Source organism: Nocardia coffeae (genome assembly GCF_019890715.1).
Lineage (GTDB): Bacteria > Actinomycetota > Actinomycetes > Mycobacteriales > Mycobacteriaceae > Nocardia > Nocardia jiangxiensis.
Map to the genome: position 1 here is coordinate 717,344 of NZ_JAINZY010000003.1, position 22,868 is coordinate 740,211.

A 22,868-nucleotide genomic window follows, 5' to 3' on the forward strand; every position below is an offset into this window, starting at 1 on the left:
TCCTACTGTTCGGTAGTACCGCCCGGGTTCGGGTTCTATTGGCAGAGTGCCTACACTCGCCCGAGACGAAAGTATTCAGAGCACAGGAGGCTCAGTGCCCAACCATGCCAACGCGCAGATCACCAAAGTCCTTGTAGCCAACCGGGGCGAGATTGCCGTGCGCGTGATCCGGGCCGCGAAGGATGCCGGTATCGCCAGTGTCGCGGTGTACGCGGAGCCGGATGCGGATGCGCCCTTCGTGAAGCTGGCCGACGAGGCGTTCGCCCTGGGTGGGCAGACTTCGGCCGAGTCGTACCTGGTGTTCGACAAGCTGCTGGACGCGGCGGCCAAGGCCGGCGCCGACGCGGTGCACCCCGGTTACGGATTCCTGTCCGAGAACGCTGATTTCGCGCAGGCGGTGCTGGATGCGGGCCTGATCTGGATCGGTCCGTCGCCGCAGTCGATCCGGGATCTGGGTGACAAGGTCACCGCCCGGCACATCGCCGAGCGGGCGAAGGCGCCGATGGCCGCGGGCACCAAGGACCCGGTCAAGAACGCGAACGAGGTCGTGGAGTTCGCGAAGCAGTACGGCGTTCCGGTCGCGATCAAGGCCGCGTTCGGTGGTGGCGGTCGCGGCATGAAGGTCGCGCACACCATCGAGGAGATTCCGGAGCTGTTCGAGTCCGCGACGCGTGAGGCGACCGCGGCGTTCGGGCGTGGCGAGTGCTTCGTGGAGCAGTACCTGGACAAGGCGCGGCACGTAGAGGCGCAGGTGATCGCCGACAAGCACGGCAACGTCGTGGTCGCCGGCACGCGCGACTGCTCGTTGCAGCGACGGTTCCAGAAGCTGGTCGAGGAGGCCCCCGCGCCGTTCCTGACCGCCGAGGTCCGCGCGAAGATCCACGAGTCCGCCAAGCGGATCTGCAAGGAGGCCGGGTACTACGGCGCCGGCACCGTGGAGTACCTGGTGCAGGGCGAGACGGTGTCCTTCCTCGAGGTGAACACCCGGCTGCAGGTCGAGCACCCGGTGACCGAGGAGACCTCCGGCCTGGATCTGGTGCGTCAGCAGTTCCGGATCGCCGAGGGCTACGAGCTGTCCGTCACCGAGGACCCGACCCCGCGCGGGCACTCGTTCGAGTTCCGGATCAACGGTGAGGACGCGGGCCGCAACTTCCTGCCGGCTCCCGGCCCGGTGACCGTCTACAAGGAGCCCACGGGCCCCGGCGTGCGCGTGGATTCCGGTGTGGTCGAGGGCAGCGTCATCGGTGGTCAGTTCGACTCGATGCTGGCCAAGCTGATCGTGACCGGTGAGAACCGCACCCAGGCTCTGGAGCGGGCGCGGCGGGCGCTGGCCGAGTACGAGATCGAGGGTCTGGCCACGGTCCTGCCGTTCCACCGGCACATCGTGGAGAACCCGGCGTTCATCGGCGACGGCGAGAAGTTCGACGTCTACACCAAGTGGATCGAAACCGATTGGGACAACCCGATCGAGCCCTACACCGGTGGCCAGCCCATCGAGGACGAGGACGAGCCGCGGCAGAAGGTTGTCGTGGAGGTCGGCGGGCGTCGCCTGGAGGTGTCCCTGCCGGGCCAGTTCACCGTCGGTGCGGGTGTCGCAGTCGGTGGTGGCAACGGTGCGGGCCCGGTGCGCAAGAAGCCCAAGCCGCGCAAGCGTGGCGCGGGCGCCGGTGCCGCCGCGTCGGGTGACTCGGTCACCGCGCCGATGCAGGGCACCGTGGTCAAGGTCGCGGTCACCGAGGGGCAGACCGTCGAGGCGGGCGATCTGATCGTGGTGCTCGAGGCCATGAAGATGGAGAACCCGGTCAACGCGCACAAGTCCGGTGTCGTCACCGGCCTGGCGATCGAGGCGGGCGCGGCCATCACCCAGGGCACCATCTTGGCTGAAATCAAGTAGGCCACAGCAGTTTTCATCCGAGGGCCCGTCCGCTCAGTCGAGTGGACGGGCCCTCGTTCTGTGTCGCGGTGCTGGGCGCGCGAATGTGGTGGGGCGGGCGGTTACTGCCCTGCGGGCGGCCACGGCCAGGTCGGGATGACGATGCTGGGGGCCGGGACGATGGTGAAGGTCGGGGCGGGGAGTTTGAAGGTGAAGGTGAAGCCGGGGATCTGCGGGACGGTCGTCGGAACCTGTCCGCCCGGTTCGGAGGTCGGTGCGGGGATCTCGGCGGTGGTCGCGGGGGATCGAGGGGTGGTCGGTCCGGGGTTCACGACGTTCAGGCCGCCGCCGCTCATCAGGGCGGTACAGCCCACGATCACCGCGAGGACGACGATGGCCAGGATCACCAGTGCGACGATGGCGCGGATGACTCTCGGTGTGAACACCGGATGATGCGTCGCGGGCGCTCGGATCAGGTCCGGCTCGGCGCCGGCGGCCTCGTCCGGGTTCACCGCCAGTACGCGGGTCGGACGCGGTCCCGCCTCGACGGGCACGGCGTGAGCGGGAGTTACCCGGGTCGGCTGCGGTCCTCGGCTCGCCGGTGTGCCGGATTCGGTCACGATGCGCGTGGGCTGCAGCGGTTCTCGCCCTTCGAGCGGCGGCAGCGCCCGGGTGCGGCCCGGTGGTTCGAGTTCCGGCGGCGTTCGCGGAATCGGTTGCGCCATAACGATCGCGGCGAGTGCGGCGGCCGCGAACTCACCGGCGGTGCGGTACCGGTCCTGCGGATTCTTGGCCATCCCGCGGGCGATGACCTCGTTGAGTGCATCGGGCACGGATTCGACGCGCGGCGGATCCTCGTGCAGGTGCGCGTGCAACTGCTGCACCGGATCGGTATCGCCGAACGGCCTTCGCGCGGTGAGACATTCGTAGAGCACACAGGTGAGCGAGTAGATGTCCGAACGGGGTTCGGCATCGCCCGCGAACCGCTCCGGGGCCATGTAGGCCAGCGTGCCGATGGTGAAACCCGTTGCGGTGATGGTGGTCTGGTTCGAGATGCGCGCGATGCCGAAATCGATCAGATACGCGAATCCGCTCGCGTGCACGATGATGTTGGCGGGCTTGACATCTCGATGGACCAGCCCGGCCACATGGGCGGCATCGAGCGCCTGGGCGACCTGGGCCACGAGATCCACCGCCTCGGGTGCGCGCATCGGGCCCAGGCGCAGTGTGCGCGCGACGTCGACCCCGGGGATGTGCGCCATGTCCAGGTACAGCCGACCCTGGTGCGCGCCGAAGGTGTGGATCGGCACGACGTGCGGATTGTCCAGGCGCGCACCGATATTCGCCTCGCGCTCGAATCTGCGCCGGTAGTCCGGATCCTCCGCCGCGGCCGGGGACAGGATCTTCAGCGCCACCGCGCGACCGGTCACGGTGTCGTGCGCGAGCCAGACCTCACCGGCCGAACCGCGCCCGATCAGCCGGTCGAGCCGATAGGGGCCGAACTGCCGCCCGGCCATCAGCATCCCCGTGCGCTGGGCGCGACGACGGCTGGCCCCGTACAGCTACGGCGATCCCGGTCCATGATCAGACCCTAATCCGACGGGTGTGCCGGAGCCAATGTGATTCCCGCACTCAGGGCCACCGCCCTCACCCGGTCGCGGCGCTCGGGGGTTTAATCTCGTGCTATGGCCGATTCACCCGACATCCGCATCGGTACCGCGGAACGTGAGACCGCCATGCGGCGACTCTCCGACCATTTCGCCGCCGGGCGACTGTCGGTCGCCGAATTCGACGAGCGCAGCGCGGTGGTCGCGGCCGCGACGACCCGCGGCGATCTGGTCGGGGTATTCGCCGACCTGCCCGAACCGGCCGCGCAGCCGCAACAGTCCGCCCCGCCGCCGCAGCAGCAGCGCCGCGGCCGTACGGAGATACGCGGCGCGGCGATGGGGCTGACCGTCATCGTGGCGCTGGTGCTGTTCTTCGTCTTGCACACCTGGCTGTGGTTCCTGCTGATTCCCGCGGCCGCCATCCTGCTGGGCCCGTCCGGCCGCCGCGATCAGGGGCAGCGGCGGCGCGAGGAGCGCCGGGAGCGTCGCGACCGGCGGCGGGGCCGGTAGATGGAACCCGTGGAGATCAATGCGGGCGCCTGGTATCTGCGCGCCCTGCGTGCGGACGATCGCATCGACGACCGCCCGGCCCTGGCCGACGGCGGCATCACCGATCCGGACCACGTGACGCACCGCACCCGCGAATGGGCCGAGGAGACCGGCTATTCGTGGGCCGTCTGTGAGCCCACCACCGCCGAACTCGTCGCCGAGATCGCGGTGACGCCGAATGCCGATGGTACGGCGACCATTTCGGGCTGGGCCCGCGAAGGTTACTCCGCCGCACTGGAAACCGGCGAGACCGCGGTACGTCGCTTCGTCGCCGGAGCCCTGGGCCTGCAACCCGTATGAGCCCGACCGGGCAGTAGCGATTCCGTCGAAATGATCGGTGCGGCATCGCGGTAACCGTCCGACCAGCCGACCGGAACTCCTGTCGATCCAGGAGGCGCACGACACACGTTGCCGCACAGGGGTTTACGGATGCACGCGGTTGTGTCGCTCCGTGTGCCGTCCGGGATGCCCGGAAAATCACTGTCTTGTGGGGATCGTTCGCGTTACGGTAGAGGTCCTGAATCCGAGCAAGGGGAGGCGCGGTATGTGGGAGTGGAGTAAAACCGTCACCGAGCGGGCCGTGGCGGCGAGCCGGAGCGGTTGGCTGCACCGGGAGTCGCGGCCGACGGTCGTGGACCCGGAGCCGTGGGCCCAGGCGGACGTGCAGCAGGACGAGCGTTCCGGCGATCATCGAGACGACGACATGCTGGCCGGGATCTCCGGCGCGAATGCCTATTGCCTGGCAGGCTGAGCCGAGACCGAGGATGGCGTCGCACCGTGCGGGGTGCGACGCCATCCTCGTGTCCGGGGTGGTTCGAGCGTGCGCGGCGGCGGCCGGTGTAGCCTGCCAGACGTGCACAGGCCCCCCTTGGACATCGCTGAGCTGCAGCGGAGCATCGCCGAATCGCCGGATCTGTCGTTCTTCTCGCGCATCGACGTGGTGGAGTCGACCGGATCCACCAATGCCGATCTGATCGCGCGGGCGAGCGATCCGGCCGCGGACGGGCACGTACTGCTCGCCGAGACGCAGGAGCACGGCCGCGGGCGCCACGATCGGACCTGGTCGAGTCCGCCGCGGGCGCAGCTCGCGCTATCGATGCTGGTGCGTCCGGCCGGTATCGCCCCGGCCGCACTGGGCTGGCTGCCGCTGCTGACCGGCGTGGCCGTCGTCGACGCGGTGCGCGAGACGACCGGACTGAACGCGAATCTCAAGTGGCCCAACGATGTTCTGATCGACGGCCGCAAGCTGTCGGGCATCCTGGCCGAGGTCGCCTCGCCCGGTGACGCACCCGCGGTGGTGATCGGCGTCGGGCTGAATGTCTCTCTGACACAGGACGAATTGCCTGTCCCGCAGGCGACTTCGCTGGCTCTTGCCGGCGCCGCCGAGGTCGATCGCACCGCCCTGACGCTGTCGATCCTGCGCCAGTTCGCCGCGCAGTTCACCCGGTGGCGCGATGCGCACTGGGACGTCGCCGAACTGGCGCAACGGTATCGGGAGCGCTGCAGCACCCTCGGTGCACAGGTCCGGGCCGAATTGCCCGGCGGCGAGGTACTTCTCGGCATCGCCACCGACGTGGACGAGGTCGGCCGACTGCTGATCGGGGATCGCGCCGTCTCGGCGGGGGACGTCACCCACCTGCGCCCGGTCGAATCCTAGTCACTCGAACGAAGCGAACCCTCGCCCGAATCCGGGCGAGAGTTCTGTTGTCCTGCAACGAATTCGCGGCGGCTACACCTTCGCCAGGGCTCGCGCCGCCGCGCGCGGGCGAGCGGCCGGTCGCGCTGCTCCTCGAACTCGAGCACGTCCTTCTCCTGCTTGTCCAGACAGCCCGCGAGTTGCTCGCGCGCCTGCTCGCCGCGGGGCCCGAAATCGTCGCGCTCGAAGATCTGCCACTGTTCGAGCACCGGCACCACCTCCTCGTGATGCCGGCGCAGGTCGTAGATGCCGTGTTCGGCCATCATCGCGCCGTTGCGGCGGAGCCCAGGCCTGTCCGTCCATTGCCGCGAAGTTGCGGCCGGTGATGTGGCTACCGCCGCGGTGCGCTCGGCCGGCGGCAATTCTCGCACGATCGCGCGGTAGGGTCGGGTCATGGGTTATCCGGAGGGCCTGCTTGCGCCGGACGAGCGCTTGCTGCTGCATCGCCACCCGCATTGGAAGATGTTGTTCTGGCCCGCGGTCACATTCATCCTGGCGACTGCGCTGGCCGGATTCGCGGGGGGTCTGGCCTGGCGGCACGTCGGGGACGGCGCGCGCACGGCGGTGCTGATCGCCATCGCGGCGGTCTGGGCGGTGGTCGTGCTGTGGCGCGGTGTGGGTCCGGTGATCCGTTGGGGTTCAACGCATTTCATCATCACCGATCGGCGGGTTCTGGTGCGGGACGGGGTCCTGACCCATACCGGGATCGATATCCCGATGAACCGCATCGCCAGTGTTCAGTTTCGGCACAGGCTTTTCGAGCGTCTGCTCGGCACCGGGACGTTGATCATCGACGCCGCGTCCGGAGATCCGCTGGAATACCACGACATCCCCGAGGTGGAGCACGTGCACGGGCTGCTGTACCACGAGGTCTTCGAGGGCTCCCGCGATCCGCGTTCCGATCGCCACCCCGAGTCGGATTACCAGCGCGGGCAGCGGGACTACCGTTGATCCGTGCATCGCTCGTCGGGGCGGGAACGTAGTCTGGTCACGTGACCGCCGTATTGCTCGCCGAAGACGACGAGGCCATCGCCGCCCCGCTGTCCCGGGCGCTGGGACGCGAGGGTTATTCGGTGACCGTGGAAAGTTTCGGACCTGCCGTTCTCGAGCGCGCGCTACACGGTGAGCACGATCTGCTGATTCTGGATCTGGGCCTGCCCGGGATGGACGGACTCGAGGTCTGCCGCCAGGTCCGCGCCAACGGGGCGGACCTCGCGGTCCTCATGCTCACCGCCCGCACCGACGAGGTCGACTTCGTGGTCGGCCTGGACGCCGGCGCCGACGACTACGTCGGCAAACCGTTCCGCCTGGCCGAACTGCTGGCCCGGGTGCGAGCGTTGTTGCGGCGCAGCGGAATCGGTGACGAGGCCGTCGAGATCGGCGGCATCCGCCTGGAACCGCAGGCCCGGCGGGTCATGGTCCAGGGACACGAGGTGAACCTGGCCAACAAGGAGTACGAACTGCTCAAGGTGCTCATCGACCGGGCCGGTCAGGTGGTGCCGCGCGAGGCGATCCTGCGCGAAGTGTGGGGCGATGCGGATCTTCGCGGCTCCAAGACGCTCGATATGCACATGTCCTGGCTGCGTCGCAAGATCGGCGACGAGGGCCCGGTGGCCGAGCGGCGCATCGTCACCGTCCGGGGCGTCGGCTTCCGGTTCAACACCGACTGACCGCGGATGCGGCGCAGAATTCTGCGGTCCATGCTGGCCGCGCTACTGCTCACCACGGTCGTACTCGGCATCCCGCTGGCGTTCACGGCCTGGCAGTGGGTGGCGGATATCAATCGCAACGACCTGATGGCCCGGCTGGATCGGATGGCGCAGGAGGTGCGCGGGCAGGAGCAGGCGGACGGGCTGGTGCACGGCACCCTCGATCTGCATCTGGTGCAGGCGCTGATTCCGCAGGGCGGCAAGCTGACGATCATCTACCCGACTCCCGAGGACGCCGCGCTGAGCGTCACCGCGGGCGTGCCCGGCGTGCACGATCCGGTGGCGCAGTCGCTGTCCATGGGCACCTCGGGTTCGCTGCGTCTGGAAGTGCCCGCGGACCGGATGCACGCGATGCAGTGGCAGGCCGTCGGCGCGGTGGCTCTGGTCGCGCTGGCCTCGCTGGCAGCGGGCGTCGCGGTGGCGGTGGTGACCGCTCGCCGGGTGGCCGATCCGCTGCGTGATGTCGCCGGCCGGGCCGCGCGCCTGGCGATGGGCGATTTCCGGCTGGAGGGCCGGCGGCACGGCATCACCGAACTCGATCGGGTCTCCGATGTGCTCGATTCGGCCGCGGTGGAGATCGCCGGGCGGCTGCAGCGCGAACACACCCTCGTGGCCGACGTGTCCCATCAGCTGCGCAGCCGCCTGACCGCGGTGCGCCTGCGTCTGGACGAGCTGTCCGCGCACGCCGATCCCGCGGTGGTGCACGAGGCCGAGGAGGCGATGGCCCAGGTCGATCGGCTCACCGCCGCGATCGATGAGCTGGTGCGCGCCTCCCGCGACGAGAACGCCGCCGACCGCGACCCGGTGCCGGTGGTGGAGGAGTTGCGCGGGGTGGTCGCCGAGTGGCGGCATCCGTTCGCCGACGCCGGTCGCCGGTTGATCCTGTCGGGTGATCCCACGCTGCGCGCGCCGGTGACCGGTTCGCGACTGCGCGAGGCGCTCGCGGTGCTGGTGGACAACGCCCTGATGCACGGCGCGGGCGACTGCACGGTGTCGGTGCGCACGGTCTACGGCGGTCCGGATCGCGAGCCGCTGATCGCGGTGGAGGTGGCAGACGAGGGCGACGGCGTCAGCGACGACCTGGCCCCACACATCTTCGATCGCGGTTTCTCCGGCGCCGGATCGACCGGTGTGGGGCTGGCGCTGGCGCGGGCCCTGATCGAGGCCGACGGCGGTCGTCTGGAACTCCAGCGACGACGTCCAGCGCTGTTCGCGGTCTTCCTGGGCAAGCCGACCCGGGTGCGCACCGCCAATGGCGTAGCAGGCGAACCACGCTGAGCTGTATTTTTGGCCTCCGCTTCGCTCCGGCGGGTTTTCGGCGCTGTAAGGCTCGTCGCTGCGCCCTCGAGACTCGGGCTTCGCCCATGCGCTTCGAGGGCTGAACGACGAGCCCGCGCCGAAAACCTTGGAGTTGGCCTTGCTGAGCCTTTCGCTTCGCGGGCGACTACCAGCGGGACGGAGACGCTTCGCCGTTGGGTGCGAGGCGGGTTCCTCGGGGCATTCGCGGTTCGGCTGCGGCGCAGCGGCGAGCCTTCGAGCGCCGAAAGTCGTTGGAACGCAGCGGAGGCCAAAAAATCAGCGGGTTTCGGTATTGCGTTCTTCCTCGTAGAGTTCCTCGAATTCGTCTACGAGGGCGTCGATTTCGTCTGGGAACACCCAGCGCTTCATGGTCCAGTACCGGAAGGCCATCTGCAGCAGGTTGCCGATGATGAAAGCGCTGAAGAAGTCGGCGATGTTCTCGGTGGTGAGGCTCACATGTGGCTGCCGCAGCTCGAACACGTAGCTCGAGATCCACAGCGGAATATTGCTCAGCAGCACACCGATGCCGCTGACCACGAAGAACAGCAGCGCCTCATGGTGACGCTCACGTCCGCCGCGGCCCTTGAACGACCATTCCCGGTTCAGGATGTAGGACGCGATGACCGCGATCACACCGGAGATGATCTTGGCGGTGACCGGTTTGGGCGAAAGCACCGTCAGCTTCAAGGCATAGAAAATGCCGCTGTCGATGATGAAAGTGGTCGCTCCGACAATGGCGAACTTGATCAGTTCGTTATGACGGATTACGAGGTCCTGCACCGTTTTGGGCAGGACGGTGACCGCATTGTCGACGATTGACACGGGACGAGTCTACGTCCGTTCCAGCTCGGGCAACCAACCCGCACGCATTTGCCGGTGTCGGCGCATGACAACATTGTGGCTCGTGACGTCCCGTTCTTTCGACAATTCGGGCATGCCCACCGTGACGATGATCGGTGGCGGCCAGCTTGCCCGCATGACGCATCAGGCCGCCGTGGCGCTCGGGCAGCGCCTGCGCGTGCTGGCCGAGCGTGCCGACGATCCCGCCGCCCAGGTGACGCCCGAGGTGGTGCTGGGTTCGCATACGGATCTGACCGCACTGCGCAAGGCCGCGGTCGGCTCGCACGCGCTGACCTTCGACCACGAACATGTGCCGACCGCCCATCTCGAGGCGCTGGTCGCCGAGGGGGTGAACGTCCAGCCGCCGCCGCAGGCGCTGATCTTCGCCCAGGACAAACTGGCGATGCGGCGTCGGCTGTCCGAATTCGGCGCGCCGGTCCCGGAGTTCACCGCGGTGGAATCGGTGCGGGACGCGGTCGGCTTCGGTGACGAGCACGGCTGGCCGGTGGTGCTCAAGGCGGTGCGCGGCGGATACGACGGTCGCGGGGTGTGGATGGTCGACGACGCGGAGCAGGCCGCCGCGATCGCCGGGGAGCAGCTTGCCCAGGGCGTCCCGCTGCTGGCCGAGCAGAAGGTGAACCTGCGTCGCGAGCTGTCGGCGATGGTCGCGCGCTCGCCGTTCGGTCAGGCCGCGGTGTGGCCGGTGGTGGAGACGGTGCAGCGGGACGGGCAGTGCGCGGTGGTGATCGCGCCCGCGCCGGAGCTGTCCGAGGAACTGACCTCGCAGGCCCAGTCGCTGGCCTTGCGGCTGGCGGTGGAACTGGGCACCACGGGTGTGATGGCGGTGGAGCTGTTCGAGACCCACGACGGCGCGCTGCTGGTGAACGAGCTGGCGATGCGGCCGCACAATTCCGGGCACTGGGGGATGGACGGCGCGGTCACCGGTCAGTTCGAACAGCATCTGCGGGCGGTGCTGGACTATCCGCTCGGCGACACCTCGCCGCTCGCGCCGGTGACGGTCATGGCGAACATCCTGGGCGCGCAGAACGCTCCGGAGATGTCGATGGACGAGCGGCTGCACCACCTGTTCGCCCGGCTGCCCGAGGCGCGAGTTCACCTGTACGGCAAGGGCGAACGCCCGCACCGCAAGATCGGGCACGTCAACATTCTCGGCGAGGACGTGGCGCAGGTGCGGGAGAAGGCGGAGCGTGCGGCGCACTGGATGTCGCATGCGGAATGGACCGACGGATGGGATCCTCACGGTGAGCACTGAGCAGAGCGGAGCGGGCCCGGTCGTCGGCCTGATCATGGGCAGTGATTCGGACTGGCCCACGATGGAGGCCGCGGCGGAGGCGTTGGCGGAGTTCGGGATTCGCTTCGAGGTCGGCGTCGTCTCGGCGCACCGTACTCCGCAGCGCATGGTGGACTACGCCCGCGAGGCGGCCTCGCGCGGCATTCGCGTCATCATCGCGGGTGCGGGCGGTGCGGCTCATCTGCCGGGCATGGTGGCCTCGGCCACCGCGCTGCCGGTGATCGGCGTCCCGGTGCCGCTGAAGTACCTCGACGGCATGGATTCGCTGCTGTCGATCGTGCAGATGCCCGCGGGTGTTCCCGTCGCCACGGTCTCCATCGGCGGCGCCCGCAACGCGGGCCTGCTGGCGGTGCGCATCCTCGCTGCCGCGGACCCCGAATTGCGTTCGCGCATGGAGCGTTTCCAGGCGAGCCTGGAGACGATGGTGCTGGAGAAGGACGCCGCGCTGCGCACGCGCCTGCTGGGCTGAGGCGGTTCGGCGCCTACTCGAGCAGGGTGGTGGGCCGGCAGGTCCGGTCCCCCGTCGGGAAGGCGCCGTCGCGGAAGTAGCGGTTGGTGGTGTCGAGGATGCAGGTGCTCAGACCCGGCCGCAGCACCATGTGAATTCTGGTGTCGGTCAACGTGATCAAGCGTGACCCGGACATCTGATGATGCAGCGCAACGGCTCCCGGATAGGGGGTCCGGTTGTCACCGGTGGCCTGCAGGATCAGTGCGGGCACCGCGTTGTCGACCACGGTGGGCGGTTCGGCGGGCGGCGGCCAGAAGGCGCAGGGCTGAATGTTGTTGGCCAGTGCGGCGAAGATCGGCTGGGTCGGCCGGGCCGCCTGGATCGCATTCCAGTACCAGGCGGGATCGGCGGGCATCGGCGCGTCCGCGCACCAGATCTGCGCCATGACCGAATTCTCGTCGTGCTTGTCGTCCTCGATCAGCGTGTGCAGTTCCGGCGGCACCTGCGGTGCGCGTCCCGCGGCCGCGTCGGCGAGGGCCCGCATCGATGCCGCAAGGGCCGCGTTCAAGCGCGCGTCGCGCAGCATCGTCCACGGTACGGTCGGCAGCAGATGATCGTCGAATCCGAAGCCCTCGACCATGATCGGCGACAGCGCTGCCCGGTCGATCAGGGCTTCGACGCCACGACGCACCTCGCCCGCACTGGCGCCGAGGTGGTACTGCCCGTCCCGCGCGGCGACCCAGCCCGCCCAGTCGTCGAAGGCCGTTTCCACCGCCGGGCCCCAATCCTGTTGCAACCCCAGCCAATAGCGTCGCGGGTCGATGGCGCTGTCCAGCACCATGCGATCGGACCGGCCGGGGAACATCTGGGCGTAGACCGCACCCAGGTACGTGCCATAGGACAAGCCGTAATAGCTGAGCCGGTCCTCGTGCAGCGCGGCCCGGATCACGTCCATGTCGCGGGCGGTGTTGCGAGTGCTGAGCTGCCGCATCCAGTCCCGATCGCCCACCAGGCACTGTGCGGCCAGTTGGCCTTGCAGAGCCGTCTCGGTGACGAATCCGGGTAGCCCGATGCCCGCCGAGCGGATCGGGGTGGCGACCGGCCAGCCGCAGCGCTGGTGCCGCCCGGACCGGGCCACTCCGCGCGGGTCGAAGCCGATCAGGTCGTAGCGGCTCAGCACGTCCGGGCGCAGCACGTCACCGACCAGGTCGAACGCATCGAGGCCCGGCGTGCCCGGTCCGCCCGAGTTGGTCAGCAGCACACCGCGACGGTGTGCGGTGTCGCGCGCCCGGATTCGCGAGATCGCGATCGTGATGTCCGGCCCGTCCGGCCTGCTGTAGTCGAGTGGCACCGCGATACCCGCACAGTCCGCGCGCTCCGCCACCAGAGCCGGATCGTCGCACGGATGCCAGTCGACGCGTTGCCGCCCGAAGCGTGCCAGGGGGTCCGCCGGTTGGGCGACCGCCACACCGGCGGCCATCGTGGCCACCAGAACGGCGACGATCACCGCAGTGACGACACCCCCGAACCGATCTTCACCATCCACCAGAAACTGCCCCTTTCAGCACGTCGATACCGAATCACACAGGGAGCCACCGCAGACCGAGCGGAAATCAGTGAGAGTCAACCGCACCTGCGCGCGATTTCCCGGAATCTCCCCGGCGTTTTGCGGCCCGGCCGAGGTGCGCACGCCCTTCTGGGATAATTGGGCTATGCCGACCGGCCGACAGATTTCGCGAGCACATGGGTAATTCGCCTGGCACGTCCACGGGCCGACCGGACAGCGAACCGCCGGCCCGAGCATCCGACGACTCGCAGAATTCCCGGGGTGGCGACGCGGCGTTCCGCTTGACGGTGGTCGATCACGCGTTGCGATTGTTCGCGGACAAGGGATACGAGGCGACGGCGGTCGACGAGATCGCCGAGGCGGCAGGCATCTCGCGACGTACCTTCTTCCGGCAGTTCCGGTCCAAGGAGGACGTCGTATTCGCCGACCACGAGGCGCAATTGGCGCAGGCGCGGGCGTATCTGGATGCGGCGCAGGGCGACCCGTGGGATGCGGTGTGCGAGGCCGTGGTGGGAGTGTTCGAAGGATTCACTCGCACAAGGGATTTGGCAGCCCGGCGGTATCGGGTGGTGCGTCAGGTTCCGGCGCTGCGTGATCGGGAGATCGTGACCGTGTTCCGGTACGAGCGGTTGTTCACCGACTATCTGCGCACCGCGCTGCCGCAGACGCCGGATCTGACGCTGATCCAGTTCACCGCGGCGGTGACGGCCACGCACAACTATCTGTTGCGGCGGATGGTGCGCAGTGAGTCCGACGGCGGGGTGGCGGATCTGCGCGCCGCGCTGGCGGGCATCGGCCGCGGGCGCGAGGGGGCAGGGGAGATGGTCGTCGCGGTCTTCCCGCGCGACATGCCTCCCGCGCAGGTGACAGAATTCCTCGGTCGACGTCTCGGTAATCTGTGATAACCATCACTTTCAGTCATTGACACTCAGTGTCAGGGTGGATGAGAGGTATCACGCGATATGAGCGTGAAATGGCCACGTATACTCGTCCACAACTGGCACTGAGTGCCGACATGCTGAAAGTTCGCGGACCCAGGTGATCCGACCCCGACGACCAGGAGAGACCCATGGCGGGCAATCCCGATTTCGACCTGTTCAAGCTCGACGATGTCCACAACGAGCTGCGCGAGGCCATCCGCGGCCTGGCGGAGAAGGAGATCGCCCCCTACGCCAAGGACGTCGACGAGCACTCCCGCTTCCCGCAGGAGGCGCTGGACGCGCTGAACGCCGCCGGGTTCAACGCTGTGCACGTGCCGGACGCCTTCGGCGGCCAGGGTGCGGATTCGGTCGCGACCTGCATCGTGATCGAGGAGGTCGCCCGGGTCTGCGGTTCGTCCTCGCTGATCCCCGCGGTCAACAAGCTGGGCACCATGGGCCTGATCCTGAAGGGCTCCGACGAGCTCAAGGGCAAGGTCCTGCCCGATATCGTCAACGGCGCGATGGCCTCCTACGCGCTGTCCGAGCGCGAGGCCGGATCCGACGCGGCCGGTATGCGCACCCGCGCCAAGCGTGACGGCGACGACTGGGTGATCAACGGCTCCAAGTGCTGGATCACCAACGGCGGCAAGTCCAGCTGGTACACCGTGATGGCGGTGACCGATCCGGACAAGGGCGCCAACGGAATCTCCGCGTTCATGGTGCACATCGATGACGAGGGCTTCGTCGTCGGACCGCTCGAGCACAAGCTGGGCATCAAGGGTTCGCCGACCGCCGAGCTGTACTTCGAGAACTGCCGCGTCTCCGGTGACCGGATGATCGGCGCGGAGGGCACCGGTTTCAAGACCGCGCTCGAGACCCTGGACCACACCCGCCCCACCATCGGCGCGCAGGCGGTCGGTCTGGCGCAGGGCGCCCTGGACGCCGCGATCGCATACACCAAGGACCGCAAGCAGTTCGGCAAGGCCATCGCGGACTTCCAGAACACCCAGTTCATGCTCGCGGATATGGCGATGAAGGTCGAAGCGGCCCGCCTGATGGTCTACACCTCGGCTGCCCGCGCCGAGCGCGGCGAGAAGAACCTCGGCTTCATCTCCGCTGCCGCAAAGTGTTTCGCCTCGGACGTCGCGATGGAGGTCACCACCAACGCCGTGCAGCTGTTCGGCGGTGCGGGTTACACCACCGACTTCCCGGTGGAGCGGATGATGCGCGATGCCAAGATCACCCAGATCTACGAGGGCACCAACCAGATCCAGCGCCTGGTGATGTCCCGCGCTCTGCTGCGGTAATTTTGGCTGTGTCCTTGGCCTCCGCTTCGCTCCGGCTGTTCGCGGCCCCTGGGGTCTCGCCGTTCGGCCCCGTGTCGGGTACTCGTTCCTCGCACCCGCCACGCGTCCGACCGGCGAGACGGGCCGCGAACAGGTGGGCGTTGTCCGGGGTTGGCGGAACGAGGTGTGTTTGGTGGGCCTCGGCTCGCACTTCGCTGCGGCTGTCCGTGGTTGGCGGAGTTCGGTTGCCGTTGCTTCGCTCTGTGGGCAAACATGCTCCGCCCGGTCTGTCGAGGCCGGCCAGATCTGTTCTTGCAGACGTAAATACAGTCGCAATCGGGCGAATTCGGGTCTATCGAATGTGGCTCGCACGGAGCACTATTGAGGCATGGCCGGAGTCGAGATCAACGACAAATTCGTCCGGCGCACGTTGGACAACGGACGGATCGAAGAGGTGCTGTGGCGGGACCTCTCGGAGGTTCGGGTCATCACCACGGCGGACGGACCGTTCGCCGAGGCGATGTTCTTCGTGCTGATCGGGACGAAGGGAAATGGATGTGTGGTACCCCATTCGGCAGCCGACACGGCGTTTCTGGTGCGGCTCCGATCGTTACCGGGTTTCGACAACCGACGGGTGAACCAGGCCATCGGCACCGCGCTGGACCGCCAGTTCTCGGTCTGGCGGCGTAATTAGCTGCCGACCATGTCGGCGTATTCGCGGTGTTCGGCGATGAACTTCTCGACGTACCAGCAGGTGGGGATCACCGAGAACCCCGCCTCCCGGGCATCGCGCAGCGCGAACTCGACCACCTGGGCGGCCACGCCGCGGCCGCGGAATTCCGGAAACGTCAGGGTGTGCTGGAAATCGCGCGTCCTGCGGTCGCCGTCGGCGCGCTCGCTGTAGTCGGCGTATCCGGCGAGGGTGTCGTCGAAGTAGATCTCGTAGCGGGTGTCGGCGACATTGTGCTCGAACCTGGTGGTCATATGCGGTGAAACTCCTCGGGAAGGTGAGTTTGTTCCAGCAGTACCCCGATTGGCCGCGTTTACATCACCGCGCCGGGATTGAGAATGCCGTGCGGGTCCAGCGCGTCCTTGATGCGCCGGGTCAGGTCCATCACGTCGGGGCCGACCTGATCGGGCAGCCACGCCTTCTTCAGACGTCCGACGCCGTGCTCGCCGGTGATCGTGCCACCCAGCGCGATCGCCAGCTCCATGATCTCGCCGAAGGCCTGATGCGCCCGGGCGGTCTCGTCGGCATCGCGCGGATCGTGCACGATCAGCGGATGCGTGTTGCCGTCCCCGGCGTGCGCGATGACCGACACCAGAACCGCACGGCGTGTGGCGATCTCGGCGATGCCGGTGACCAGCTCGCCCAGCCGCGGCACCGGCACTCCGACGTCCTCGAGCAGCAGGGTGCCCTTGCGTTCGACGGCCGGGATGGCGAAACGTCGCGCGGCGGTGAACGCCTCGCCCTCCTCCGGATCCTCGGTGCTGAATACCTCGGTGGCCCCGGCTTTCTCGCAGGTTTCCACGATGATCGAGGCCTCGGCGGCGGCATGCTCGCCGGGGGCGTCGGAGCGGGCCAGCAGCATGCCCGCCGCGGTGCGGTCCAGGCCCATGCGCAGTTCGTCCTCGACGGCGTTGATCGCCACCGAGTCCATGAACTCCAGCATCGAGGGGCGCAGCCGCGCGGTGACCGCCAGGATCGCCGCGGTCGCCGTCTCGATCGTGGAAAACGTTGCCACCACGGTGCTTTGAGGTGTCTGCGCGGGCAGCAGACGCAACGTCACCTCGGTGATGATGCCGAGGGTGCCCTCGCTGCCGACGAACAGTTTGGTTAGCGACAGCCCGGCCGAATCCTTCAGTCGCGGCCCGCCCAACCGGACCACGGCGCCGTCGGCCAGCACCACCTCCATACCGAGGACGTAATCTGTTGTGACGCCGTACTTCACACAACACAGGCCGCCCGCGTTGGTGGCCGCGTTACCGCCGATCGAGCAGATCTCGAACGAGGACGGGTCCGGCGGATACCACAGCCCGTGCTCGGCGACCGCCCGTTTGACCTCCGCGTTCAACAGTCCCGGCTGCGCGACCGCGGTCCGCGTGACCGGATCCACGGTGATCTCCCGCATCCGCTCGGTACTCAGCAGCAGCGCCCCGTCCTGCGCCGTGGCCCCGCCGGACAGTCCGGTCCCCGCACCCCGCGGCACCACCGGCACCCGATGCCGGTGCGCCCACCGCAGCACGGTCGAGACCTGCTCGGTGGTGGTCGGCCGGACCAGCGCCAGTGGCGTCCCGGCATCGGGATCCAGTGCCCGGTCCTGGCGATATCCGGCCAGAATGTCCGGATCGGTCACGACGGTCCCGGCAGGCAGGTGCTCGGCGAGCGATTTCACGTGCTTGCCCGCCTCTGCGTGACTCGGCGTTCCCGGTGAGTTACCCATGTGATTACCAGATCAGTTGTTGCGTGCCTCCGCAACCAAAACGGTGAGGTGAATCGGGTAGTCGACGCGCGTGGTGGCGGTGTCGTCGTCTTTCCATACAATCGTCCAATGCCCGATCCGAAGCTCGAGATTCAGATGTTGCACGACAGGGTCATCGTGCGGGAGACGCCGGAGGCCGGGGAGCGGCGCAGCAGCGGGGGAATTCTCATTCCGGCGACCGCGCAGGTGGCCAAGCGTCTCATCTGGGGCGAGGTGTGCGGTGTCGGCTCACATGTGCGCAGCGTCGAGGTCGGGGACCGGGTGCTGTACAGCGCCGACGATCAGTTCGAGGTCGAGATCCAAGGGCAGGCGTACATGGTCATGCGGGAGCGCGACCTGCACGCGGTCGCCAACGAGCGCACCGAGCACGGCACCGGCCTGTACCTGTGAACCCGCCCGTCCGGTGTGCGCCGGACGGACGGGAACAGCGGCGGTCGGGACCGGCTCGCGCGCAATGGTCTTCGCCGTGAAACGAATTCAGTGCTGCGTATGCCTGGGCAGGGCGAGGGCGGCGGCCAGCGCGATCGCCAGGACCGCGAGGCCGACCAGGGCGGCGGCCCGCATCGCGTTCACGTAATCGCCGGTGCCGGTGGCGGATCCCAGTACGGCGAAGAAGGTGGTGCCGAGAATCGTTGCGCCGATGGCATTTCCGAACTGCTGTGAGGTGGTCAGGGCCCCGGCTGCCATCCCGGCCTGCTGCGGCGGGATGCCCGAGGACAGCACCGCGCCGATCACCGAGGGCAGGGTCAGGCCGTTGCCGACGCCGACGATCATCATGCCCGGAATCAGGGCCCACACGCTGACCTCGCGGCCGAACCAGGTCAGTACGACCAGCACGATCAGGGCGCCGAGCAGTCCCGCGCCGACGCCGGCCACCATGACCCGGTTGCCGATCCGATCGGCGACCCGGCGGGCGAGGAAGAACGAACTGCCCGCGAAACACAGGCCCAGCGGCGCGAATGCCAGTCCCGCGCGCAGGGGCGAGAGGCCGAGTCCGTCCTGGAGCAGCAGCGTCAGGCAGAGCATGAATCCGGCGAAGAAGGTCAAATAGCCGCCGCCGATCAACATGCCCGCGCTGAACACCCGGCGGCGCACCATGCCCACGTCCAGGACCGGCGCGCCGCCTCGGCGGGCGAGCCTGGACTCGTAGCCCACGGTGAGCAGCGCGACCGGGACCGACGCGGCCATCGAGATCCACGTCCACAGCGGCCAGCCCTCGGGCCGTCCCACCGTCACCGGTACCAGCAGCAGCGCGAGTGCACCCGAGATGCCGAGTGCGCCAAGGGGATCCAGCGTCGTGCGGTGACGTGTTTCGGCGCGTGGCAGCCAGCGGGCGGCCAGCGCGGCCGCGGCCAGGCCGATCGGCACGTTGATGTAGAACACGGTCCGCCAGCCCCAGCCGAACAGATTCGCCTCGAGCAGCAGTCCGCCGAGTACCTGTCCGGCGACCGCGCCCAGACCGATGGTCGCACCGTAGGCGGCCATCGCGCGGGGCCGCTCGGCGATCGGGAACAGGGTGTTGATCAGGGCGAGCAGTTGCGGCACCATCAGCGCCGCGGTGCCGCCCTGCAGAATGCGGAAGGCGACCAGCGTCCACGAGTTCGGTGCGAGCCCGCACAGCAGCGATGCCGCGCCGAAGGCGAGCATGCCCAGGATGAACATCCGCCGGTGACCGTACAGATCGCCGAGGCGTCCGCCGGTGATCAGGGCCGAGGCGAAGGCGAATCCGTAGCCGCCGACGATCAGTTCCAGTGCGGACTGCCCGGTGTGCAGATCGTGCTGCAGCGACGAGGCCGCGACGTTGACCACGAACCAGTCGAACATCGCCATGAACATGGCGCTGAGCACCACGGGCAGCACCCGCCAGCGCGCGGCGAAGGGGGCGGCGGGTTCGGGCTCCGGTGGGATGGGCGTGCCCCGGCGTTCGGTTCCGCCGGATTTCCCGGGCTCATCTGCTGCGAGAAGCGTTGGGGCAGGGTTGGTTTCGAGAGTGGACATGACGATCTCCCGGAATCGGTGTGCGGATGCGGAGCGCCGCGTTGCGCCCGTGTCGGGTCGAGGAGGTATCTCGAATCCCTGTAACTAACCGGTTGGTTGTGAATATTCCAGTCGGCCGCGAGCCTTGTCAACTGTTCGGTTGGTTAGACTCGGCCCATGGCTCCGAGAGATCCCGAGGCGACGAAGGCGCGCATCTTCTCCGCGGCCATCGACGAGTTCGCCGCGTACGGGATCGCCGGGGCCCGGGTCGATCGCATCGCCCGCAACGCCAACGCCAACAAACAGCTGATCTACGCCTATTTCGGCGATAAACAGCAGCTGTTCCGGCAGGTGTTGGAGAAGGTCATGCTTGATGTGGCCGAGGCGGTCCCCATCGACCTGGACGATCTGGACGCCTGGGTCGACGCCCACCTGGACTATCACCGCGCTCATCCGGAATTCCTGCGTCTGCAGATGTGGGAGGCGCTGGAGATGGGACCGGACCGGATCACCGCGGGCGAGGCCCGCGCCCGCCGCTATCAGCACAAGGTCGACCGGGTGGACGACGCGCAGCAGCGTGGCCTGGTCCGCGACGACATGCCGCCGGGTTATCTCCTGACGCTGCTCACCGGCCTGATCAACTACCGCGAGGCGCTACCCCAGTCCGCCCGGTTCGTCCTGGGCGAGGACTCGGACCCTGATGTGTGGCGGCAGTGGGTGAAAAGCGCCGTCCGCAGCGTCGCGCTCTCGAATCGGGATCTTCCGAGGGCACAGTGAGGATCCGGCCGTTACTCGTTGCGTGAGTCGATTCGGATAGTCCGCACGAGAGGGTGGGTGCGGTGCCGCCGTTCGGGAGCATGGCTTGTCGAGCTGCACGAATGGGTGAGAAATGTTGTGGTCGAACGGCTGTCAGCGGCGGCCGACCAGCGCTTCGACGCGGTCTCCGTCGACCACCACCGCGTCGTCGTCGGTCAGCGCCCAATGCGGAATTCCTTCGGCGCGGAACTGTGCGGCCGCGGCGGTGCAGACCCCGTCGGGGTCGGTTGCCGGTGAGTCGACGTGCGGGACGATACGTCGGTCCACCAACCCCAGTCCGTCCCACAGAGGTTCGATTCCGCAGGCAGGTAGGACCTCGGCCGGATCATCGGCCGTCTCCAGGCCGTGTAGATCGGGAGTGAGCAGGCACGCTCCCGCGCTGTAGCCCGCATAGGCCAGGATGTCCTCGCCCAGGAGTTCCCGCAGGACGAGATCGGCTCCGCTGCGGGCGAACTGGGCGCGCAGGACGAAGGTGTTGCCGCCGCGAACCCACATCAATGGATACCGCCGCAGGGTCTTCTCCAATTCGCCGGTGCGGCCGATGTAGTCGCGCAGATCCACCAGATCGGGGCGAAATCCTGCGCGGTGCAACGGGGTTCGATCGCTGGCGACCGCACCGGCCCAGGCGGCGGGCCAGGCGTCGCAGGCGTTCGGGATGATCGCCACCGGCCCCGGTTCGCCCACGAGAGCGGTGAATCGGTCGTAATGCGCCCCGAATCGATAGCTGGACAGAAACAGTCGCATCGGCGCTCAGATGGTGAAGCGGAGGGTGTCAGCCACGCGACGGCCCAATTCCGCATCGCCGGTGATGGTGATCTCATCCGAATGTTCTGCGGCCGTTGTTCTTCCGGCGCGCAGGCGAGCGAACAGGCCGGAGGGCAGTTCGACGCGCACGGTGGCGGGGCCGTCGAGTTCGTCGACCTGATTCGCCCGGCCGTCGACCACCAGATGCAACTCCCGAGTGACGGGCCCGGTCAGGGCGAAGGTGATCCGCGATCCGTCGGGTGCGTGCGCGCCCTTGACCACCGCGCGCCCGAGGGTCCCGGTGAGTTCGGCGAAGGCGATCTCGGCGCGCGGCCCGCCCTCCTCGACCGTCGCGCCCAGCGCATCGGCGATATCGAGCTCGTGCATCCAGCAATCGAACAGCCGGACCTGCATGAACCGGCCGTACGGCACCACACCCACCGGCGACTGCGACGGGTTGTTCCACTGCTCGTCGGTCAGCTCGGCCAGCGCCTTGCGACGGCGATCGGTGACCTCGGTGAATTTCGCCAGCAGCTGTTCGCCGCTGAGCGGACGCAGCGAATCGATCCAGGCTTCGTTGAGCGCGCCGATCTCGTTGTGCACGTGCGCCGCGTCGGTGATCGTCGCGTCGGCCGCCGGATTGGGCTCACCGAGCAGGATGGATTCGATGCCGACCAGATGGGCCAGCACGTCGAAGACGGTCCATCCGGGCAGCGGAGACGGTGTGCGCCACTGATTTTCGTCCAGGCCGGTGACCAGCTGGGTCAGCGAATCCCACTCCTGCGACAGGGCGGTGGTGAGGGTGTCGCGGTCGGTCATGCCTGTTGCTCCTTGTCCTTGGCGCCGGATTCCTCGAGGTCCAGCCGGTCCAATCCGGTGCGGATGGCCGCGGCGGTGGTCGCGGGATCGGGCTGGCTGCCGACTCGCCCGCGGAACAGCATTCCGGTGGCGAAGGATCGGATATCGCCGGTGTGTCGCGGCACCACGTGCAGATGTACGTGATGCACGGTTTGGAAGGCCGATTTTCCGTCGTTCAGGATGAGATTCGCGCCGTCGGCCCCGAGCGTGCTGCGCCGCAACGCCTTTGCCATCCGATGGCCGAGGGAGAACAGCCGGGCACCCAGTGTGGCGTCGAGATCGTCCAGGTTGGTCGCGTGGAGTTTGGGGATCACCAACATGTGGCCCCGGGTGATGGGCCGGATGTCGAGGAACGCGCACAACGTGTCGTCCTCGTGGACTTTCGTCGCCGGTGCCGTGCCCGCGACGATTCCGCAAAATATGCAGGCGCTCACAGTCGAGACATTACGGCGTACGAAGCCTGTGGGACACCCCTGTCACATTTGTCGTGGTCAGAGCCGCTTTCGGTGGGTCCAGCACGCTCGGGACCAGCGCGCTCAAAGATCTGGAAGAACCACAAAGGCATGTGAGATTGATCTCGGTTACGCTCACCGCCGAGTCGGTACAGTTGTGCGACCTGAGACCCACCTGTGGGTTTTCAGGGCCGAAGAAACGGCTCGAGGCCCCGCACGAACCGTGGGGCCGGCCACCGTCACAAGTAAGGATGTTGACCAGTGGAGACAACGCAGAGCGGAGTCGACGCAGCGCCACCCGGTGATGATGGGGGCACCTCACAGCGTACGCGCGTCGGTGTCGTTCGTGAGACCGATTCGGGTGAGCGTCGGGTGGCGTTGGTGCCGAAGATTGTTGCGGGCCTGGTGAAGCAGGGTGTGCGGGTGGTCGTT

General features: G+C 68.0%; 25 protein-coding genes and 1 pseudogene. 16 read left to right on the top strand and 10 right to left on the bottom strand.

Translation table 11 applies throughout. The features are described 5' to 3' along the window. Positions 1 to 94: 94 nt before the first annotated feature. Complete coding sequence (locus tag K7711_RS16695; protein ID WP_222970300.1) at positions 95 to 1,894, top strand: acetyl-CoA carboxylase biotin carboxylase subunit; 1,800 nt, start codon at positions 95 to 97, stop codon at positions 1,892 to 1,894. Between the two features lie 101 nt (positions 1,895 to 1,995). Here K7711_RS16695 and K7711_RS16700 read toward each other — a convergent pair whose 3' ends face one another. Beyond that, on the bottom strand, positions 1,996 to 3,390 hold the full coding sequence (locus K7711_RS16700) for a serine/threonine-protein kinase (protein WP_222970301.1): 1,395 nt from the start codon (positions 3,388 to 3,390) through the stop codon (positions 1,996 to 1,998). 168 nt (positions 3,391 to 3,558) lie between these two features. On the opposite strand from K7711_RS16700, the gene K7711_RS16705 reads away from it, so the two are divergent. The 4 genes from K7711_RS16705 (at position 3,559) to K7711_RS16720 (ending at position 5,686) form a co-directional block, all read left to right on the top strand. Further along, on the top strand, positions 3,559 to 3,990 hold the full coding sequence (locus tag K7711_RS16705) for a DUF1707 SHOCT-like domain-containing protein (RefSeq protein WP_222970302.1): 432 nt from the start codon (positions 3,559 to 3,561) through the stop codon (positions 3,988 to 3,990). Further along, positions 3,991 to 4,329, top strand: coding sequence for a hypothetical protein (locus tag K7711_RS16710; RefSeq protein ID WP_222970303.1), 339 nt, complete (start codon positions 3,991 to 3,993; stop codon positions 4,327 to 4,329). A 244-nt stretch (positions 4,330 to 4,573) separates the two neighbouring features. After that, the gene (locus tag K7711_RS16715; protein WP_222970304.1) at positions 4,574 to 4,780 is read left to right on the top strand and encodes a hypothetical protein; all 207 of its coding nucleotides are present in this window, start codon (positions 4,574 to 4,576) and stop codon (positions 4,778 to 4,780) included. Positions 4,781 to 4,882: 102 nt separating this feature from the next. Next, the gene (locus tag K7711_RS16720; protein WP_308014782.1) at positions 4,883 to 5,686 is read left to right on the top strand and encodes a biotin--[acetyl-CoA-carboxylase] ligase; all 804 of its coding nucleotides are present in this window, start codon (positions 4,883 to 4,885) and stop codon (positions 5,684 to 5,686) included. On the opposite strand, the gene K7711_RS16725 is transcribed toward K7711_RS16720, so the two are convergent. After that, positions 5,683 to 6,120, bottom strand: a complete 438-nt coding sequence (locus tag K7711_RS16725; RefSeq protein WP_222970305.1) for a ferritin family protein — start codon at positions 6,118 to 6,120, stop codon at positions 5,683 to 5,685. The two genes, K7711_RS16720 and K7711_RS16725, sit on opposite strands and share 4 nt — an antisense overlap. On the opposite strand from K7711_RS16725, the gene K7711_RS16730 reads away from it, so the two are divergent. From K7711_RS16730 to K7711_RS16740, 3 genes are read left to right on the top strand one after another with little or no spacing between them, the layout of a single operon-like run. Next, complete coding sequence (locus K7711_RS16730) at positions 6,119 to 6,676, top strand: PH domain-containing protein (protein ID WP_222970306.1); 558 nt, start codon at positions 6,119 to 6,121, stop codon at positions 6,674 to 6,676. The genes K7711_RS16725 and K7711_RS16730 overlap by 2 nt on opposite strands. Before the next feature lie 41 nt (positions 6,677 to 6,717). Beyond that, positions 6,718 to 7,395 carry a response regulator transcription factor gene (locus tag K7711_RS16735; protein WP_040819389.1) on the top strand — a complete coding sequence of 226 codons (678 nt, stop codon included), beginning with the start codon at positions 6,718 to 6,720 and terminating at the stop codon, positions 7,393 to 7,395. Between the two features lie 6 nt (positions 7,396 to 7,401). Continuing rightward, the gene (locus K7711_RS16740) at positions 7,402 to 8,712 is read left to right on the top strand and encodes a sensor histidine kinase (RefSeq protein ID WP_222970307.1); all 1,311 of its coding nucleotides are present in this window, start codon (positions 7,402 to 7,404) and stop codon (positions 8,710 to 8,712) included. Positions 8,713 to 9,009: 297 nt separating this feature from the next. Here the strand turns inward: K7711_RS16740 and K7711_RS16745 are convergent, their stop codons facing one another. Then, on the bottom strand, positions 9,010 to 9,555 hold the full coding sequence (locus tag K7711_RS16745; RefSeq protein ID WP_222970308.1) for a GtrA family protein: 546 nt from the start codon (positions 9,553 to 9,555) through the stop codon (positions 9,010 to 9,012). 64 nt (positions 9,556 to 9,619) lie between these two features. On the opposite strand from K7711_RS16745, the gene K7711_RS16750 reads away from it, so the two are divergent. Then, on the top strand, positions 9,620 to 10,846 hold the full coding sequence (locus tag K7711_RS16750) for a 5-(carboxyamino)imidazole ribonucleotide synthase (RefSeq protein WP_222970309.1): 1,227 nt from the start codon (positions 9,620 to 9,622) through the stop codon (positions 10,844 to 10,846). Between the two features lie 34 nt (positions 10,847 to 10,880). Further along, complete coding sequence (gene purE, locus K7711_RS16755) at positions 10,881 to 11,354, top strand: 5-(carboxyamino)imidazole ribonucleotide mutase (protein ID WP_222970392.1); 474 nt, start codon at positions 10,881 to 10,883, stop codon at positions 11,352 to 11,354. A gap of 13 nt (positions 11,355 to 11,367) precedes the next feature. Here the strand turns inward: purE and K7711_RS16760 are convergent, their stop codons facing one another. Then, on the bottom strand, positions 11,368 to 12,879 hold the full coding sequence (locus tag K7711_RS16760) for an alpha/beta fold hydrolase (RefSeq protein ID WP_222970310.1): 1,512 nt from the start codon (positions 12,877 to 12,879) through the stop codon (positions 11,368 to 11,370). A 197-nt stretch (positions 12,880 to 13,076) separates the two neighbouring features. On the opposite strand from K7711_RS16760, the gene K7711_RS16765 reads away from it, so the two are divergent. From K7711_RS16765 to K7711_RS16775, 3 genes are all read left to right on the top strand, one after another. Then, complete coding sequence (locus K7711_RS16765) at positions 13,077 to 13,802, top strand: TetR family transcriptional regulator (protein ID WP_222970311.1); 726 nt, start codon at positions 13,077 to 13,079, stop codon at positions 13,800 to 13,802. Between the two features lie 167 nt (positions 13,803 to 13,969). Then, a complete protein-coding gene (locus tag K7711_RS16770) occupies positions 13,970 to 15,127 on the top strand; it encodes an acyl-CoA dehydrogenase (RefSeq protein ID WP_222970312.1) in 1,158 nt (385 codons plus the stop codon). Between the two features lie 367 nt (positions 15,128 to 15,494). Next, positions 15,495 to 15,800: a hypothetical protein gene (locus tag K7711_RS16775; protein ID WP_040819652.1), complete on the top strand. Its 306-nt coding sequence runs from the start codon at positions 15,495 to 15,497 to the stop codon at positions 15,798 to 15,800. On the opposite strand, the gene K7711_RS16780 is transcribed toward K7711_RS16775, so the two are convergent. Further along, positions 15,797 to 16,090, bottom strand: coding sequence for a GNAT family N-acetyltransferase (locus K7711_RS16780; protein WP_222970313.1), 294 nt, complete (start codon positions 16,088 to 16,090; stop codon positions 15,797 to 15,799). The genes K7711_RS16775 and K7711_RS16780 overlap by 4 nt on opposite strands. A gap of 59 nt (positions 16,091 to 16,149) precedes the next feature. After that, positions 16,150 to 17,550: an FAD-binding oxidoreductase gene (locus K7711_RS16785; protein ID WP_222970314.1), complete on the bottom strand. Its 1,401-nt coding sequence runs from the start codon at positions 17,548 to 17,550 to the stop codon at positions 16,150 to 16,152. A 108-nt stretch (positions 17,551 to 17,658) separates the two neighbouring features. Here K7711_RS16785 and K7711_RS16790 point away from each other — a divergent pair, with 108 nt between their 5' ends. Further along, positions 17,659 to 17,979: a GroES family chaperonin gene (locus K7711_RS16790; RefSeq protein WP_040819659.1), complete on the top strand. Its 321-nt coding sequence runs from the start codon at positions 17,659 to 17,661 to the stop codon at positions 17,977 to 17,979. Positions 17,980 to 18,066: 87 nt separating this feature from the next. Here the strand turns inward: K7711_RS16790 and K7711_RS16795 are convergent, their stop codons facing one another. Next, positions 18,067 to 19,587 (bottom strand): MFS transporter, encoded by a 1,521-nt coding sequence (locus K7711_RS16795; RefSeq protein WP_222970315.1) that lies wholly within the window; start codon positions 19,585 to 19,587, stop codon positions 18,067 to 18,069. Positions 19,588 to 19,743: 156 nt separating this feature from the next. On the opposite strand from K7711_RS16795, the gene K7711_RS16800 reads away from it, so the two are divergent. Next, a complete protein-coding gene (locus K7711_RS16800) occupies positions 19,744 to 20,343 on the top strand; it encodes a TetR/AcrR family transcriptional regulator (protein ID WP_222970316.1) in 600 nt (199 codons plus the stop codon). 132 nt (positions 20,344 to 20,475) lie between these two features. Here the strand turns inward: K7711_RS16800 and K7711_RS16805 are convergent, their stop codons facing one another. From K7711_RS16805 to K7711_RS16815, 3 genes are read right to left on the bottom strand one after another with little or no spacing between them, the layout of a single operon-like run. Further along, complete coding sequence (locus tag K7711_RS16805) at positions 20,476 to 21,126, bottom strand: Type 1 glutamine amidotransferase-like domain-containing protein (RefSeq protein WP_222970317.1); 651 nt, start codon at positions 21,124 to 21,126, stop codon at positions 20,476 to 20,478. Between the two features lie 6 nt (positions 21,127 to 21,132). Beyond that, entirely contained in the window at positions 21,133 to 21,945 is an 813-nt protein-coding gene (locus tag K7711_RS16810; protein ID WP_222970318.1) for a maleylpyruvate isomerase family mycothiol-dependent enzyme, read from the bottom strand. Next, positions 21,942 to 22,418, bottom strand: coding sequence for an HIT domain-containing protein (locus tag K7711_RS16815; RefSeq protein ID WP_222970319.1), 477 nt, complete (start codon positions 22,416 to 22,418; stop codon positions 21,942 to 21,944). Before K7711_RS16815 ends, K7711_RS16810 begins: the two co-directional genes overlap by 4 nt. 279 nt (positions 22,419 to 22,697) lie before the next feature. On the opposite strand from K7711_RS16815, the pseudogene K7711_RS48925 reads away from it, so the two are divergent. After that, positions 22,698 to 22,868: pseudogene (locus K7711_RS48925) on the top strand (hypothetical protein); the annotation flags it as partial.